This window comes from Bradyrhizobium tropiciagri (genome assembly GCF_018130545.1).
Taxonomy (GTDB): Bacteria; Pseudomonadota; Alphaproteobacteria; order Rhizobiales; family Xanthobacteraceae; genus Bradyrhizobium; species Bradyrhizobium tropiciagri_A.
The window spans coordinates 367,266-383,228 of sequence record NZ_JAFCKF010000008.1 but is presented as its reverse complement, the minus strand read 5'-3'; the positions used below and the strand labels follow the sequence as shown (position 1 = coordinate 383,228).

The following is a 15,963-nucleotide window of genomic DNA, read 5'->3' as shown; positions in this document are numbered from 1 at the left end:
TTACGACGGGCCGGCTTGAGGTCTGCGCAGCGCGCGCAGCCGGAGCCCGGCTGCAACGGCGAGCATGGCCGGCACCACGAAGCTCACCGGCACCCAGAACGCGGCACGCGCCATCGTCGCATCGGCAATCGCAGCCGACAGGCCGCTGGCATTGGCGATCAGCCCCGCGATCGCCGCGCCAAACGCAAAGCCCATCTGCTGGATGGTCGGCACCGATGACGCCGCAACCACTTCGTCGCCCGCCTTGGCGCTGTCCATGATGCGATGCGCGACCAGCGGCCAGCACTGACCGATGCCGGCGCCGAGCATGGCGATCGCCACGACCAGCAGGATGATGGACGCGGTGCCGTTCGGACCGAGCAGCCCGATCGCGACAAGGCTCGCCGCCATGATTGCCGGACCGATCAGCATCAGGCGGTCCGCCCGGCGGGCCGACACGCCGGCGGTCAGCAGCGAGGCGACGCTCCAGCCCAGCGAGGCGCAGGCGACGGTGAAACCAGCCGAAAGCGGATCGAAGCCATGCAGTTGCTGAAGGAACATCGGAACGTAGATCTGCAACGGACTGAAGCTGATGCAGAGCAAGAGGGCGAGCCACAGGCCGACACCCGTGCCGGTGCGCCAGGAGAATGCATCGCCGGGCAGCAGCCGGGGTGACGCCAGGCGATCAAGCCGCAACATCGCAGCGAACGAGACGATCGCGGTGACGATCAGACCGAGCTTCAGCAACGACGATCCGGCAGCGGAGGTGACCGACGTCGCGGCGATCGCAAGACAGATCAGCGCGACACGGCCGAGCGGCACGCGCGCCGACGATGCGGGCCGCGCCGCCGTGACCGGCGACAGGACGAAGAACGCTGCGATCGCCAGCATGACGGCGATCGCAGCGCTGGCGACAAAGGCGCCGCGCCAGCTCGCGAAATGCGCGAACATCCCGCCGACCAGCGGACCGACCAGCACCGACATGCTCCAGCTCGTCGACATCAGCGCGATGGTTCGCGACCACATGTGCTCGGGAAACGTGCCGCGCACCAGCACATAGGCGACCGCGGCCTCCAGGCCGCCGCCGAATCCCTGAATCAGCCGGCCGGCCACGATCCAGCCCATGGCGGGGGCCAGCGAACACAGCACGGCGCCGACGCCGAAGATCGCAACGCCCATGCAGTAGACCTGCCGAGCGCCGAGCGCCGTGGAGAGCACGCCGACACAGCTTGCCGCGACAATGGAAGATGCCAGATAGGCGGTGGTCGGCCAACTCAGCATGGCGACGCCGCCGAGTTCACCGACGATCGACGGCAGCACCGTCGTCAGCATCAGCACGTTCATGGATTGCAGCAGCACGCCGCCGAGCAGGATGGCCAGTGTCGGGATCCACTCGCGCTTGAGCAGCGATTGCCACCCCTCGCGAACTTCTTGTTGCTCCATGTCGGAGTTCTCCTTCCGGACTGGCGCCAAGGGCAGTTGCCTGCGGCCGCATCTCCGGTTATTTTAGATAGCATCTTGTTTCTAAAATAGGCCAATGAGTCAAGACGACACAAACAGCCAGGATCGCATCCTGTTCGAACTGAAGACGCGCGGCCGGCAGACCGCCGGCGAGGTCGGATCTCGCCTCGACATGACGCCCGCGGGTGCACGCCAGCACCTGCTCAAACTCGAAGCGGCTGGCCTTGTCGAAAGCAGCGACCAACGCGAAGGACGCGGACGGCCGCGGAAATATTGGCTTCTGACGGAACAAGGCCACGCGCGCTTCCCGGACCGCCACTCCGACCTCACGCTGGACCTTTTGCGGTCGATGCACGAGGTGTTCGGCGAGCGCGGTCTGGAGACCCTGATCGCGCATCGCGAACGCGCCAGCATTGCCGACTATCGCGAGGCGATCGGAACGGAGGGTTCACTCCGACAGAAGCTCACGGCACTCGCCCGGATCCGGAGCCGCGAAGGCTACATGGCAAGCGTGGTCAGGGATGCCGGCGGCTTCCTGCTGATCGAGAACCACTGCCCGATCTGCGCGGCGGCAACCGCCTGTCAGGGCCTCTGCCGCTCCGAGCTTGCCGTGTTTCGCGCCGTGCTCGGCAAGAATGTCATGGTCGAGCGCGTCGACCACATCCTGGCCGGTGCCCGGCGCTGTGCGTATCGGATCATGCCGGCCGCATAAGTCAGCTCGACGGCGTGCCCTGGCGCCACTGGCCGCCGGCGATCTTGGCGGCGGCGATCACGGCTTGCGTCCGGCTTTCGACGCCGAGCTTCTGCAGGATGGCCGAGACATGGGCCTTGATGGTCGCCTCGGAGACGCCGAGCTCATAGGCGATCTGCTTGTTCAGCAGCCCCTCGGACAACATCATCAGCACCCGCACCTGCTGCGGGGTCAGCGTCACCAGGCGGTCGCGCAACCGCGTCATGTCGGGATCGCCGGCCGCCGACAGGTCGGTATCCGGCGGAACCCAGACGTCGCCCTCCATCACCTTCATGATGGCATCGCGCAGCGTCTCGACGCCAAAGCGCTTGGGGATGAAACCGGAGGCACCGAAATCCAGCGAACGGCGGATGGTTCCGGCATCGTCACTGGCGGAGACGATGACCACCGGGATCGCCGGATATTGCGCCCGCAGATAGATCAGGCCGGAAAAGCCGCTGATCCCAGGCATGCTCAGATCGAGCAGGATCAGGTCGACCTCGGAGTCCCGTTCCAACAGCGCGGTCAGGTCCTCGAACGATCCGGCCTCGCTGATCGTGGCCGAGCTCACGACGCTTCCCACCGCCTGGCGCAACGCATCGCGGAACAGCGGATGGTCGTCGGCGATGACAAGATGAGTATTGGCAGCAGCAGTCATCTCAGTCCCACAAGCGGGTCTTGGCAAACCCGCGCCATTCGGTTGTCGCCCGCGCGGCAGTATCACGCAAGTGCTTGATAATGCCAGATGCCAACGCAGTTAACCCGCCGAGCTTGTGCGCCGCAACAGACGCACGCGGGGGCGTTCCATTCAATTCTCTCCCTTGAAGATAAGTTCAAGCGTGCAAAAGCCAAAAGTCTTATTGGGGCGGGTTTCGCAGCAATGTTACCTTGAAATGAAGCTTCGGGCTCATTCGAGCCTGGCCAGGCGGGGCTCGCGTGGCAGCAATAATTCGGGGGGAGCTATCCAGATGTCCACAATGACTGCAACTTCGGCGCGGCCCGCCGGCATGACCAAGGATGAGCGTTTCGTCATCCTCGCGTCGTCGCTCGGCACCGTGTTCGAGTGGTACGACTTCTATCTTTACGGTTCGCTGGCCGGCATCATCGGCGCGCAGTTCTTCTCCGACTATCCGCCGGCAACCCGCGATATCTTCGCACTGCTGGCCTTCGCCGCCGGCTTCCTGGTGCGTCCGTTCGGCGCGATCGTGTTCGGCCGGGTCGGCGACATCGTCGGCCGCAAATACACCTTCCTCGTCACCATCCTGATCATGGGCCTGTCGACCTTCATCGTCGGCCTGCTGCCCAACGCCAAGACCATCGGCATCGCGGCGCCGATCATCCTGATCTCGCTGCGCCTGCTGCAGGGCCTCGCGCTCGGCGGCGAATATGGCGGTGCCGCGACCTATGTCGCCGAGCATGCGCCGCAGGGCAAGCGCGGCTACTACACCTCGTTCATCCAGACCACGGCAACGCTCGGCCTGTTCCTGTCGCTGCTGGTGATCCTGTTCACCCGAAGCTTCACCGGTGAGAAGGACTTCGCGGAATGGGGCTGGCGCATTCCGTTCCTGGTGTCGGTGCTGCTGCTCGGCATCTCGGTCTGGATTCGTCTGCGGTTGAATGAATCGCCGGTGTTCCAGCGGATGAAGGACGAGGGCAAGACCTCCAAGGCGCCGCTGACCGAAGCCTTCGGGACCTGGAGCAACGCCAAGATCGTGATCCTCGCGCTGCTCGGCTTGACCATGGGCCAGGCGGTGATCTGGTACACGGGCCAGTTCTATGCGCTGTTCTTCCTGCAAGCGATCCTCAAGGTCGACGGCTACACCGCCAACCTCTTGATCGCCTGGTCGCTCCTGCTCGGCACCGGCTTCTTCCTGGTGTTCGGCGCGCTGTCGGACAAGATCGGCCGCAAGCCGATCATCCTGGCGGGCTGCCTGATCGGTGCACTCACGCTGTTCCCGATCTTCAAGATGATCACGACCAACGCCAATCCGGCGCTGGAAAAGGCCTATGAGACGGTCAAGGTGCAGGTCGTTGCGGATCCCGCCGGCTGCGGCGATCTGTTCAACCCGGTCGGCACCCGTGTCTTCACGGCGCCCTGCGACACCGCCCGCGCCTTCCTCGCCCAGTCGTCGGTGAAGTACTCCACCGTGCCTGGCCCGGCCGGCTCGCCGGTGAAGGTCATGGTCAACGACAAGGAGGTGCCGTACACGGACGCCAAGACGTCGAACCCCGCCATCCTCGCGGCGGTGCAGGCGGCGGGCTATCCGAAGCCGGGTGACGCCGGCATCGTGAAGATGTCGCATCCGTTCGACGTGTTCCGTCCGCAGGTGGCTGCGATCATCGGACTGCTGTTCATCCTGGTGCTCTACGTCACCATGGTCTACGGCCCGATCGCCGCCATGCTGGTCGAGCTGTTCCCGACCCGCATCCGCTACACCTCGATGTCGCTGCCCTATCATATCGGCAACGGCTGGTTCGGCGGCCTGCTCCCGGCGACCGCGTTCGCGATCACCGCCTCGACCGGCGATATCTACTCCGGTCTCTGGTATCCGATCATCTTCGCGGCAATCACCGTCGTGGTCGGCGCGCTGTTCATTCCGGAAACCAAGGACGTCGACATCACCAAGACCTGACCGTCGACATCTCGGTCAACATGCATCGGCCGCGGAGCGATCCGCGGCCGATGTCGTTTTTAAGCGACGACGCGACCGCGTCAGCGTGTGGCGCCGATGAATTGCAGCACGATCTCGCGCCGGTGCGGCCGGGCGCGATGTTCGATCAGATAGATGCCCTGCCAGGTGCCGAGCGCCATCTCGCCGCCGAGCACGGGGACCTGCAGCGAGGTCGCCGTCAGCATGGTCTTGATGTGCGCCGGCATGTCGTCGGGGCCTTCGGTGTCGTGACGCCAGCCGCCGTCTTCGGGGGCCGCGCGATCGAGCGCCGTCATCAGGTCGACCAGTACCGTCGGGTCGGCATTCTCCTGGATCGTCAGCGAAGCCGAGGTGTGACGGATGAACAGCGTCACCGCCCCCTCGCCGGCGCGCGCCTCGCGCAGGAATTTCGCGACCTCGCGCGTGATGTCGGTAAAGCCTGCGCCCGGGGTTTCGATCGTCAGGCGAGAGGAGACAACGCTTGTTGCCGCGACGGAGGATAGCGCCGAGCGGACCGTTTTTCTCGGTGAGTTCATCTGTACTTTCTCACGTCGTCCCGGCGAAGGCCGGGACCCATACGCCGCGGCCCTTCAAGTTCGAAGACTCGGAGTTGATATCTTTCGCAGTCAATGTGCATCGGTGGTTATGGGTCCCGGCCTTCGCCGGGACGACACTGCGCAAGCAGCCTCAAATCTTGCCGCCATTGACGTCACGCTGCACGCGGTTGGCCATCTCGATCAGCCGCCGCCATGCCCGCTCCACGAACGACATCATGCGGTCCATGTCGCGGTCGCTCGGCAGCGGGATCTCGATCTTGCGTTCGCCTTCGGCGACTTTCGGCTCCGGCTTCTTCAGCTGATCGGATTTCGGCAACGCCTCGTCGGCCTTGGCCGACGGTGCGCGCGCCGCAAGCTCGCCCTTCAGCTTTTCATTGTCGGCTTGCAGGCGCCCGATCTCGGCATCCAGCGCGGCGCGCTCGTCCGGCACCATGTAACAGGCCCAGCCGGCGCTGGAATTGGTGCAGGTCGACACTGCGCCGGTGCGCGTATCGAGCCGCAGGAATCCCTCGCCGGCCGGAGACAACGCGTAGCGGCCATTCTCGGTATCGGGCGCGGTTTGCGCGGAGCCCGCGCCGCTCGAGATCAGCAGGGCAACAATTGCGATGGACAATTTCGACGGCGACATCGCGATGGGCATGGCCTGCTCCGCCTCAACCTGAATTCCTGCCCTAGACCACAGAGCTATAGGGCTTGCGGCCTGACTTCAACGCGTCCTCGAGCAATTCGATCCGGTCCTGGCCCCAGAATACCTCGCCGTCGAGCACATATCCGGGCGAGCCAAAAACGTCGGTGTCCAGTGCATTCTGGCGATTCTGCTCATAGGCCGCGCCGATCGCATCGGAGCCCGAGCGCTCCACCAGTTGCCGGCCAGGCAGGCCCACATCGTCGGCGAGCTTCACCAGCGTCGCTGGATCGGCAAGGTTCAGCTCAAGCTCCCACACCGCGGGATAGGCGCGTTGCAAGAACGGCTCAGGATCAAGCCCGGCTTCGAGCATCGCGATCACCACGCCATCGGCGAGGCGCCCATTGAACGGCCAGTTGGCCGGCTGCAGGTGGAAATTCAGTCCGCGCTTGTCGCGCCAGCGCTGCAACTCGATCATCCGGTAGCGCTGCCGCACCGGATGGCGCTGGGCGAGCGGCAGCCCACCGGTCTCCGAGAACAAATCGACCAGCAGCACGGGCCGGTAATTTACCTTGAGATCGTAAGTGCTTACGAGCCGAGTGAAAGGCTTGTGGCCGATATAGGCCCAGGGTGATTGCAGCGAGAAGTAGTAGTCGATCTGGCGCGGCATGCGGAACCTTGACTGCATAAGAGGTTGGGACTTTCGCTGATCCCAGCAGAGCACGAGAAGCCAGGCAATATCGCTCAATGCCACGCAAGCTGTTGCACTGCGATCACTGCGTCACTCTGACATTGAATATCTTCAAATAAAATCAGCAAAATCAAAGCAATAACTGGTTACGACGCAATCTTGACTTGATTAGACGCGGTAAGTATGGTCCGCGCGGCTTTTGACGGGGACGGGCGCAATTTCCATCATCCGCGGCATCGGTTAGTGTTTGCAGCATGGCTGAGAACACCAACCACGGCGCAGGTGGAAGTCGCGATCAATCGCCTCCTGACGAAGCTGCGCTTTCCGCAAGGCTCGGAAGTCTCGATCATCGGTTGTCAGAAATTCGCGACAGCCGCAGGAGCAAGACTGATCAATCCGATAATGAAAGCGGGGACAGTGCGGCCAGAGCTTCGGCGATGGCGCTCGGTTTTCGTCTTTCCTCGGAGCTGATCGCGGGCGTTGCCGTCGGAGCGGCGCTTGGCTGGGGGGTCGACCGTTTGCTGTCGACGTCGCCATTCGGATTCATCGTGTTAACGCTGCTCGGCTTTGTCGCCGGCGTGGTCAACGTGGTGAGGTCCGCGGGCGTGGCCTCGGGTAAGCGTTGAGCGCTGACGGAAGTCACGACATTTGAAATTCGATTACCGGCACGATGGCCGGTGGACCAAGAGCCGCGCGGATGAAAATCGACCCGATCCACCAGTTCAATATCGAGCCCCTCTTCACGCTCGGCCACATCGGCAATCACACGATCGCCTTCACCAATTCGTCGCTCTACATGTTCATCGCGGTGCTCTTGATTGCGCTGCTGATGCTGGCGAGCGGCCGGGACCTGGTTCCGGGACGGCTGCAGTCGGTCGCCGAGATCTCCTACGAATTCGTGGCCACCACGATTCGCAGCACGGCCGGCGCGGAAGGCATGAAGTTCTTCCCGCTGATCTTCTCGATCTTCATGTTCCTTTGCGTCTCGAACCTCGTGGGTGTCATCCCCTACACCTTCACGATCTCGAGCCATCTGATCGTCACCGCAGCTCTTGCGCTGCTGGTGTTCTTCACCGTCCTGATCTACGGCCTCTACAAGAACGGTCTGAAATTCTTCAAGATCTTCGTCCCCTCCGGCGTTCCGATCTACATCCTGCCGCTGGTCATGTTCATCGAGGTCCTGTCGTTCTTCCTGCGGCCGGTTTCCCATAGCGTTCGTCTGTTCGCCAACATGCTGGCCGGCCACATCGCACTCAAGGTGTTCGCGGGCTTCGTCGCGATGCTCGGCTTCTCGCTGGGCGCGCTCGGCTGGGTCGGCGGCGTGCTGCCGCTGGCGCTCACGATTGCGCTGTATGCGCTCGAACTGCTGGTCGCGTTCCTGCAGGCCTACGTGTTCGCGATCCTGACCTGCATCTACCTCAACGACGCCATTCATCCGGGACACTAAGCGGTCCGGGGAATCTCCACCCACCAATCTGTCTATCTTTCTCAAGGAGCTACAAATGGAACCGGCAGCAGCAAAACTTATCGGCGCGGGCATCGCGTGCATCGGCATGGGCGGCGCGGGCGTCGGCGTCGGCATCATCTTCGGCAACTACCTCGCCGCTGCGGTGCGTAACCCCTCGGCCGCTCAGGGCCAGTTCGGCAACCTGATCTTCGGCTTCGCCGTGACCGAAGCGCTCGGCATCTTCTCGCTGCTGATCGCGCTGCTTCTGCTGTTCGTTCCGCTCTGAGCGGCACCCCGGTTCCGCTTTAGCGGTAACCTGTCGCGCCGCCCAAAGGTCATACCAAGGGCGGCGCGCATGACAGCAACAGGAGAACACCATGGCTGAGAGTCATGGCGAGGCAAAAGGCCAGGCGGCCGGCGCCCACACCGAGGCTGAAGGCGGACATCACGGCGGAGCCTTTCCGCCGTTCGACTCGTCCAACTACGCCTCGCAGCTGGTGTCGCTGGCGATTGCATTTGTCGCGCTCTATCTGATCGTGTCGCGTATCGCTTTGCCGCGGGTCGGCGGGACGATCGATGCACGCCAGAACAAGATCGAGGGCGATCTGGCCGAGGCGCAGAAGCTGAAGGACGAGTCCGACGCGGCGCTGAAGGCCTATGAAACCGAGCTGGCGAATGCGCGCGCCAACGCGCAGGCGATCGGCAACGAGACCCGCGAGAAGCTGAACGCGGCCTCGGAAGCCGAGCGCAAGGCGCTGGAAGAGAAGCTGGCGGCCAAGCTCGCCGACGCCGAGAAGCAGATCGCAACGACCCGGACCAATGCCATGAGCAACGTCCGCGGCATCGCGGCGGATGCGGCCGGCGCCATCGTCCAGCAACTTTCCGGCGTCACGCCGGACGCCAATGCGGTCAACAGCGCCGTCGACGCGTCGCTGAAGGGATAGACGGATGTTTTACGAACCGGAAACCTGGGTTGCGATCGCCTTCGTCATTCTGCTGGTCGTGTTCGGCTATCTCGGCGTCCATCGCACCCTGCTGACGGCGCTCGACCACCGTGCCGAGCGGATCAAGGCCGAACTCGAGGACGCCCGCCGTCTGAAGGACGAAGCCAACAAGCTGCTCGGCGAATACAAGGCGCGTCGCGCCAGCGCGGAACGCGAGGCCCAGGAGATCATCTCCGGCGCCAAGGCCGAAGCCGAGCGGATCGCGGCCGAGGCCAAGACCAAGATGGAAGATTTTGTCGCCCGGCGGACCAAGACCGCCGAGAGCAAGATCGCCCAGGCCGAGGCTCAGGCCGTGGCCGATGTCCGCGCCGCCGCGGCCAACGCCGCCGTGACCGCCGCCTCGACCATCCTGTCGCAGTCGGTCAAGGGCTCGGTCGCCGACGACCTCGTCGGCAAGGGCATCGCCGAAGTCCGCTCCAAGCTGAACTGACACGATCAACTGCTTCAAAAAAGGCCGGCGCGAGATCATCGCGCCGGCCTTTTTCTTTGTCCCAACCAGTTCTTTATTCCCGCGACCTCATCACGGCGGAGGCACTACTTCTTCTTGTGCGGCGCGCGGGGCTTGGGCTCCGGCTTCAGGGCCTGCGGGTCGAAGCCGATATAGAATACGTAATTGTCGTTGTCGGCCGGCGACGGCGCCGGATAGACCACATCCTCGGCGACCAGGCTGAACGGCACGCTGCCGCTGTCGTCCATCTGCACCGTGGTCGTGTAGGCCTTGGTCATGATGGTCTTCTCGCCGACGCCACCCTGCACCACGGCGACGCGGAGCGGCACCTGGATCGACGGCGGCGCGCCCTGGGGACCGACGATGATCCGCCCCTGGATTCCGATCTTGGCCGTGATCTGGCCGCTGTTCAGATTGCATTGCCGCGCCGTGCGCGTGATCGAGGCCAGGAACTTGACGTCGTTGCCGACCGCTTCCTTGCCGGTCGCAGCCACCGAATAGGTCGACGCGCCGGAGCGGATCTGCACCGGCGGACAGGTCAGTGCGGCGTCGGCGTCGTCGAGCTGCTGCGGCGCGGCGGGCGCGGCCGGCTTGTCCGAGTCCGACGAGCCGCCGCCGAACAGGCTCTTGAAGCGGTCGCTGAGCGACTGCGCGGAAGCCGCTGACGGCAGCATGGAGGCCCCGAGCCCGATCGATACCGCCGCCGCAAGCGCGAACCTGATCACCCTGTCACCCATGCGATATCCCTACACTCTCCAAATCCGGGTTCCCCGTTTCGCGGGCGTTATAGCAAGCCAATGGCGGCGAACCCAAGGCATCTAACAAGGCATCTGACAAGGCATCTCAGCGGCTCCGGGGGCGGCCTGTCATCAGCCAATGGGCTTACGATCTCAGCCGCGGAAATCCTCGTGCAGCAGGCCGAACAGGAGATGGTCCTGCCAGATGCCGTTGATGCAGAGATAGCGCCGCGCCAGGCCCTCGCGGCTGAAGCCGCACTTCTCCAGCACCCGGATCGACGACGCGTTGGACGGGATGCAGGCCGCTTCGATGCGATGCAGGTTGAGCTCGCCGAACAGCGAGGGCAGCAGCACCCGCAGCGCGGTGGTCATGTAGCCGCGATGGGCGTGCGGCAGGCCGACCCAATAGCCGATCGTGCCGGCCTGCACGATGCCACGGCGGACATTGGCGAGCGTGATACCGCCGATCATCACCCCATCCGATTCGCGGAAGATGATGAACGGATAGGACCGGTCGGCGGCGATATCCTCGGTGTAGCGGCGCAAACGGCGGCGGAAGCCGGCCCGGGTCAGGTCGTCGGACGGCCAGATCGGCTCCCATGGCGTCAGATAGGCGCGGCTGAATTCGCGCAATTGCGCCCATTGCGGGAAGTCCGACATTTGCGGCGCGCGCAGCAACAGCCCGTGACCGCGCGGCATCAATGCAGCGGGTCCACTAGACGGCAAACGAAACAGGGCCATGGCCCAACACTCCCCCGCCCATTCAGGGCGTGACGCCTGCCCGCGAGCCTTGCGGCTCCCTAGTGCAGCAGCGTCTTTGCCTTCGACTTCGTCAATCCTTCCGCAAAAGCCACCGCCGTGTCCAGACCTCTTCCGCTGCCGAGAGCGACAACGGCGGGCCGGCTGCGTGCCAGCAGGGCGCGGGCGGCGTTGCGGCTCGATTCGACGCTGACCGCGTCAATCCGTGCCACCAGCTCTTCCACCGTCTGCGGCCGTCCATAGGCTAGCACATGCCGTGCCAGTTGTTCGGCCCGGGATGAGCAGCTCTCCAGCGCCATCAACAGGCCGGCCTTCATCTGCGCCTTGGCGCGGGCGACCTCGGCCTCGGTCAGGGTTTCCACCGCGTCATTGATGACGTCGACGATGACTTCCATCATTTCCGGCGCGTCGGCCGGATCGGTCCCGGTGTAGAGGCCGAAGAAGCCGGTGTCGCTGTAGGGGGCGTGGAAAGTATAGATCGAGTAGCACAGCCCGCGCTTCTCACGGACCTCCTGGAACAGCCGCGACGACATCCCGCCGCCGAGCGTGTTGGTGAACACCTGCAGCGAGAACAGCGACAGATCGGTCTGCGGTACACCTTCGAGCGCCAGCGTCAGATGCGCCTGCTCGAGGTCGCGATGCACGACGCGGGAGCCGCCCTTGCCGAACATCGCAACTTGCGGCTTCGGCGCCGGCGTGGCGTCGAAGCTCGCAAATTTCTGCGTGACATCCTCGACGACGCGCTTGTGATCGACCGCGCCGGCCGCGGCGACCACCATGTCCGGCGCACGGTAATGCGTGCCGAGATAGCCGCGCAGCATGTCGCGGTCGAACGCCTTCAGTGTCTTGGCGGTGCCGAGCAGCGAGCGGCCCATCGGCTGGTCCGGATAGCAGAGCTCGTTGAGATGCTCGAACACGACGTCGTCGGGCGTATCCTGCGCCGCGCCGATCTCCTGCACGATGACGCTCTTCTCGCGCTCCAACTCATCCGGCACGAAGGACGGGTTGGCGAGGATGTCGGAGAGCACGTCGAGCGCCAGCGGCACATCCGCCTTCATCACCCGCGCATAATAGGCCGTGGTCTCGGTCGAGGTGCCGGCATTGAGGTCGCCGCCGACCGCCTCGATCTCCTCGACGATCTCGCGCGAAGAGCGCCGCGCGGTACCCTTGAACGCCATGTGTTCGAGCAGATGCGAGATGCCGTGCTCGTTCGGCTTCTCGTCGCGGCCGCCGACCCCGGCCCAGACCCCAAGCGCCGCAGTCTCCAGATGCGGCATGGTGTCGGTGACGACGGTCAGGCCGCTCGGCAGCTTGGTGATTTCAACGCTCATTCAGGCAACTCCCTGCTTGGCAGCACGGCTGACCGACAGCACGAAGCGCTCGACCTCGGCGGAATCATTCTTCATGACCGTCATGTGTTCGGACTTGGTCATCAACCCGCCGAGCCAGGCCGGCAGCTGCGGACGCACCCCGCAGGCGGCCTCGACCGCGTCGGGGAATTTGGCCGCATGGGCGGTCGACAACACGATATTGGGGATCTTGGAATCCGAGGTGTCGCGGTCGGCGACCGCAAGCGCCACCGCGGTGTGCGGATCGACCAGGTCGCCGGCCTCGCGCCAGGCGGCGCGGATCGCAGCCGCGGTCTCGGTCTCGTCGGCACGGCCGGCGTCGAAATCGCGGCGTACCGCGGCCAGCGTCGCATCGGGCAGCACGAAGCGGCCGGACTGCTTCAGCGAAGCCATCAGGCGGCGAACCTGATCGGCGTCGCGGCCGCTCGCCTCGAACAACAGCCGCTCGAAATTCGAGGACACCTGGATGTCCATCGACGGCGAGGTAGTCGAATGAACCTCGCGTACCTCGTAAATGCCGGTCTTCAGCGTGCGTGCCAGGATGTCGTTGACGTTGGCGGCAATCCGCAAGTTCCGGATCGGCAGTCCCATCCGCTTCGCGACATAGCCGGCGAAGATGTCGCCGAAATTGCCGGTCGGCACCGTGAAATCCACCGTGCGCTGCGGCGAACCGAGCGCGACGGCCGAGGTGAAATAATAGACCACCTGCGCCACGATGCGCGCCCAGTTGATCGAGTTGACGCCCGACAGCGCCACCTGATCGCGGAAGCGATGGTTGTTGAACATCTCCTTCACCAGCGCCTGGCAATCGTCGAAGGTGCCTTCGATCGCCAGCGCGTGGACGTTGGCGGCGCCCGCCGTCGTCATCATCCGGCGCTGCACCTCGGAGATGCGCCCGTTAGGGAACAGCACCACGAGGTCGACATTGTCGAGATTGGCAAACGCCTCGACCGCGGCGCCGCCCGTATCACCGGAGGTCGCGACCACGATGGTGGTGCGCTGCGCGCGCTTGGCCAGCACGTGATCCATCAGCCGCGAGATCAGCTGCATCGCGACGTCCTTGAACGCCAGCGTCGGCCCGTGGAACAGCTCGAGCAGGAACTGGTTCGGCCCGGCCTGGTCGAGCGGCACCACCGCGGGATGACGGAAGGTGGCATAGGCCTCGTTGGCCATGCGGCCGAGCTCGGCATCGGAAATCTCGCCGGCGACGAACGGGCGGATGATCTCGACCGCGACCTCCCAATAGGGACGGCCGAACAAGCCGGCGATGGTCTCGTGCGAAAGCTGCGGCCAGGTCTCGGGCACGTAGAGCCCGCCGTCACGGGCCAGCCCGGTCAGCATCACATCGCAGAAGCCAAGCACCGGGGCCTCGCCCCTGGTCGAAATATACCGCGTCAAACCGCCCTCCAAAGGCCTCGATCCGAGCCTTAAGCCTTTGATATCATGTATTTATCGAGTTCACCGCATGCGAACAGGATAGGCTCACCATAGAAGATCGGACCAGCAATGGGTAGCCCGTAGCATGCGCTGCGGGGCCGTGTGGCGTGACAGGGCTCGTGATGGAATGGACTACGCGGGCCACTCTCAGTTCGTCGTCCCGGCCTTCGCCGGGACGGCGGTGGGGATGGTGCGCGATACGCCCTACCCCTTCGGCGGCGCCAGCGGCTGCACGATCTCCTGGAACGGCGGCAGCGCTTCGCAGCGCGCGGCGTGGGCCTTGAGCGCCGGATAGCGCGCATCGAACAGATGCGGATGCGCCTCACCGGTGAAGCGCAGCGCGCAGGCCACCGCGATATCGGCATGGCCGATGCGATTCTCCAGCCAATACGGCGACGGCACCGCCGCGCGCTCCTGCTCCAGCACCGCGAGCACGCGGGAAATCTGCCCCTCGCAGCGCTCGACCCACAGCTTGAGCTGCTCCTTGCGCAGCACGCGCTCGTAGACCAAGCTGACCGCCTTGTCGGCGAGCCCGGTCGCCAGCGCCATGATGCGCAGATGCCGGCGCCGCTCGATGCCCGACCGCGCGATCATCGCCCGCTCCGGCCCGACCAGCTCGTCGAGATAATCCAGGATCGCGCTGCTCTCGATCAGCGCCTCGTCGTCATCGAGCACCAGCGTCGGCACCCGCTGCACCGGATTATAGGCCGCGACCTTCTCCGCATCGCCGAAGGTCGACCACGGCTTGTGCTCGAACGGCAATCCATAAAGCCGCATCGCGATCGCGGTGCGCCGGACAAAGGGCGAGTCGTACTGGCCGATCAAAAACATCCGTCATCTCGTCGGTCATGCCGCGGCAGGCCGCTACCCGCGAAAGCAGGGCTTTCGAGGTTGTGCGGCCAAGCCGGGGTCAAGGGTTGCGCTTTGCACCATCCTAGATGGCCTGCGTTGCGTTGCAACCGGATCATGATCCGATCTGCGTGATGAGCTATGCAATCACCGGCACATGCCTCGCCGCCTCGCGCGGCAATTTGCCGTCGAGCCTCGGATCATCGGCCACCTCGATCTGGCGCAGGAACGGGCGGAAGCCGGAGCGTTGGTAGAACGCGACCGCCTTGGGATGATCGAAGGTACAGGTGTGCACCCAGAAGCGGCCGATATCGCGCGACCAGGCGATCTCGAGCGCGCGGTTCATCAGGAAGCGCGCGGCGCCGGTGCCGATGAATTTTGCGGTGACACCAAAATAGAGCAGCTGGCATTCGCCGGGCTCGCTGAAATCGAGCTCGAGCAGACCTTCGTCCCGGCCGTCGACGACGAGCCCGTAGAGCTCGTTACCGGGCCCGTGGATCCTCGAGGCGAGATCGGCGTCGCCGAGCCCGGTGCGGGTGAACCACAGCCACTCCTCGCCGACGCGGCGGTAGAGATCGCGATACCAGTCGAGCGCCGGCGGATCGACCTTGCGCAGCCGCCACGCGCCGGGCGGATCGTCGCGCAGCGGCGGGCGTGCAGTCATTTCCAGATGTGTGACGATGGCAGCGATCTTGCCGTGGGGAACGTCGGAGGAGCCGTCAGGCAGCAGCATTCAGCGACCTTTGTTTCTGCGTGTCGGCCGGAGATATTCGCATGTCGCGGCAGATGCAATGCAACGCCGCGTAACAATGTTACCGATTTGTCAGTGGGTCTTTTGGCGAATCAGCGGCTCCATGTGCAGAGGCCACCGGAGCAACGACCGTGTCGCGCCATCACACACTGCCGCCGATCATCTATACGCCGCCACCGAAGCCAAAGCCCACGCGGCGGCGGCGCGGCGTGGGTTACGCTTATGGTGCGAGCGCGGCTGATGAGGCCGCCGACATCGAGGACGATGCACCAGTGCGCAGTGGTCCGGTCGTTCCGCAGCATGCGCAACTGGTCGAGACTGTTGCGCGGCGCACGCCGTCGCCGAACGGCAAGCTCAGCGACGACACGTTGCGCGCGATGCTTGAGATGCAGGAGAAGCAGACGGGGTAGCCAGCCACATCCGCTGTGGTTCATTCGAACGCCCGAGTCCAATGAGCGGGTGGCCAGGGTGATTTCGCGTTGAGGGAG

General features: G+C 64.6%; 19 protein-coding genes. 8 read left to right on the top strand and 11 right to left on the bottom strand.

Translation table 11 applies throughout. The features are described 5' to 3' along the window. Positions 1-1,422, bottom strand: coding sequence for an MFS transporter (locus JQ616_RS31745; protein ID WP_212021576.1), 1,422 nt, complete (start codon positions 1,420-1,422; stop codon positions 1-3). Positions 1,423-1,516: 94 nt separating this feature from the next. Here JQ616_RS31745 and JQ616_RS31740 point away from each other — a divergent pair, with 94 nt between their 5' ends. After that, the gene (locus JQ616_RS31740; protein ID WP_212021574.1) at positions 1,517-2,152 is read left to right on the top strand and encodes a helix-turn-helix transcriptional regulator; all 636 of its coding nucleotides are present in this window, start codon (positions 1,517-1,519) and stop codon (positions 2,150-2,152) included. A gap of 1 nt (position 2,153) precedes the next feature. On the opposite strand, the gene JQ616_RS31735 is transcribed toward JQ616_RS31740, so the two are convergent. Beyond that, a complete protein-coding gene (locus tag JQ616_RS31735) occupies positions 2,154-2,828 on the bottom strand; it encodes a response regulator (protein WP_212021572.1) in 675 nt (224 codons plus the stop codon). A gap of 349 nt (positions 2,829-3,177) precedes the next feature. Here JQ616_RS31735 and JQ616_RS31730 point away from each other — a divergent pair, with 349 nt between their 5' ends. Further along, a complete protein-coding gene (locus tag JQ616_RS31730) occupies positions 3,178-4,803 on the top strand; it encodes an MFS transporter (RefSeq protein WP_212021718.1) in 1,626 nt (541 codons plus the stop codon). 80 nt (positions 4,804-4,883) lie between these two features. Here the strand turns inward: JQ616_RS31730 and JQ616_RS31725 are convergent, their stop codons facing one another. The 3 genes from JQ616_RS31725 to JQ616_RS31715 form a co-directional block, all read right to left on the bottom strand. Continuing rightward, positions 4,884-5,357, bottom strand: coding sequence for a secondary thiamine-phosphate synthase enzyme YjbQ (locus tag JQ616_RS31725; RefSeq protein ID WP_212021570.1), 474 nt, complete (start codon positions 5,355-5,357; stop codon positions 4,884-4,886). Positions 5,358-5,508: 151 nt separating this feature from the next. Further along, the gene (locus JQ616_RS31720) at positions 5,509-6,018 is read right to left on the bottom strand and encodes a hypothetical protein (RefSeq protein WP_212021562.1); all 510 of its coding nucleotides are present in this window, start codon (positions 6,016-6,018) and stop codon (positions 5,509-5,511) included. Positions 6,019-6,049: 31 nt separating this feature from the next. Further along, positions 6,050-6,673: a 2-hydroxychromene-2-carboxylate isomerase gene (locus tag JQ616_RS31715; protein WP_212021560.1), complete on the bottom strand. Its 624-nt coding sequence runs from the start codon at positions 6,671-6,673 to the stop codon at positions 6,050-6,052. Between the two features lie 275 nt (positions 6,674-6,948). Here JQ616_RS31715 and JQ616_RS31710 point away from each other — a divergent pair, with 275 nt between their 5' ends. From JQ616_RS31710 to JQ616_RS31690, 5 genes are all read left to right on the top strand, one after another. Then, complete coding sequence (locus JQ616_RS31710) at positions 6,949-7,320, top strand: AtpZ/AtpI family protein (protein WP_212021558.1); 372 nt, start codon at positions 6,949-6,951, stop codon at positions 7,318-7,320. A gap of 71 nt (positions 7,321-7,391) precedes the next feature. After that, positions 7,392-8,141, top strand: a complete 750-nt coding sequence (locus tag JQ616_RS31705) for a F0F1 ATP synthase subunit A (RefSeq protein WP_212021556.1) — start codon at positions 7,392-7,394, stop codon at positions 8,139-8,141. Between the two features lie 55 nt (positions 8,142-8,196). Continuing rightward, positions 8,197-8,427, top strand: a complete 231-nt coding sequence (locus JQ616_RS31700) for a F0F1 ATP synthase subunit C (protein ID WP_016847054.1) — start codon at positions 8,197-8,199, stop codon at positions 8,425-8,427. Positions 8,428-8,518: 91 nt separating this feature from the next. After that, positions 8,519-9,085, top strand: coding sequence for a F0F1 ATP synthase subunit B (locus JQ616_RS31695; RefSeq protein ID WP_212021554.1), 567 nt, complete (start codon positions 8,519-8,521; stop codon positions 9,083-9,085). Positions 9,086-9,089: 4 nt separating this feature from the next. After that, positions 9,090-9,575 carry an ATP F0F1 synthase subunit B gene (locus JQ616_RS31690; protein ID WP_212021552.1) on the top strand — a complete coding sequence of 162 codons (486 nt, stop codon included), beginning with the start codon at positions 9,090-9,092 and terminating at the stop codon, positions 9,573-9,575. 104 nt (positions 9,576-9,679) lie between these two features. Here the strand turns inward: JQ616_RS31690 and JQ616_RS31685 are convergent, their stop codons facing one another. From JQ616_RS31685 to JQ616_RS31660, 6 genes are all read right to left on the bottom strand, one after another. Next, the gene (locus JQ616_RS31685) at positions 9,680-10,330 is read right to left on the bottom strand and encodes a hypothetical protein (RefSeq protein ID WP_212021551.1); all 651 of its coding nucleotides are present in this window, start codon (positions 10,328-10,330) and stop codon (positions 9,680-9,682) included. Between the two features lie 153 nt (positions 10,331-10,483). After that, positions 10,484-11,071, bottom strand: a complete 588-nt coding sequence (locus tag JQ616_RS31680) for a GNAT family N-acetyltransferase (RefSeq protein WP_212021549.1) — start codon at positions 11,069-11,071, stop codon at positions 10,484-10,486. Positions 11,072-11,130: 59 nt separating this feature from the next. Further along, the gene (locus JQ616_RS31675) at positions 11,131-12,420 is read right to left on the bottom strand and encodes a M16 family metallopeptidase (protein ID WP_212021547.1); all 1,290 of its coding nucleotides are present in this window, start codon (positions 12,418-12,420) and stop codon (positions 11,131-11,133) included. Then, complete coding sequence (gene thrC, locus JQ616_RS31670; RefSeq protein ID WP_212021545.1) at positions 12,421-13,836, bottom strand: threonine synthase; 1,416 nt, start codon at positions 13,834-13,836, stop codon at positions 12,421-12,423. A gap of 243 nt (positions 13,837-14,079) precedes the next feature. Then, on the bottom strand, positions 14,080-14,706 hold the full coding sequence (locus tag JQ616_RS31665) for a glutathione S-transferase family protein (RefSeq protein WP_212021543.1): 627 nt from the start codon (positions 14,704-14,706) through the stop codon (positions 14,080-14,082). A 157-nt stretch (positions 14,707-14,863) separates the two neighbouring features. After that, positions 14,864-15,457 (bottom strand): GNAT family N-acetyltransferase, encoded by a 594-nt coding sequence (locus JQ616_RS31660; protein WP_212021541.1) that lies wholly within the window; start codon positions 15,455-15,457, stop codon positions 14,864-14,866. Between the two features lie 149 nt (positions 15,458-15,606). Between JQ616_RS31660 and JQ616_RS31655 the strand changes: the two genes are divergently transcribed. Then, positions 15,607-15,885 carry a hypothetical protein gene (locus JQ616_RS31655; RefSeq protein WP_212021539.1) on the top strand — a complete coding sequence of 93 codons (279 nt, stop codon included), beginning with the start codon at positions 15,607-15,609 and terminating at the stop codon, positions 15,883-15,885. The last annotated feature ends 78 nt before the right edge of the window (positions 15,886-15,963 follow it).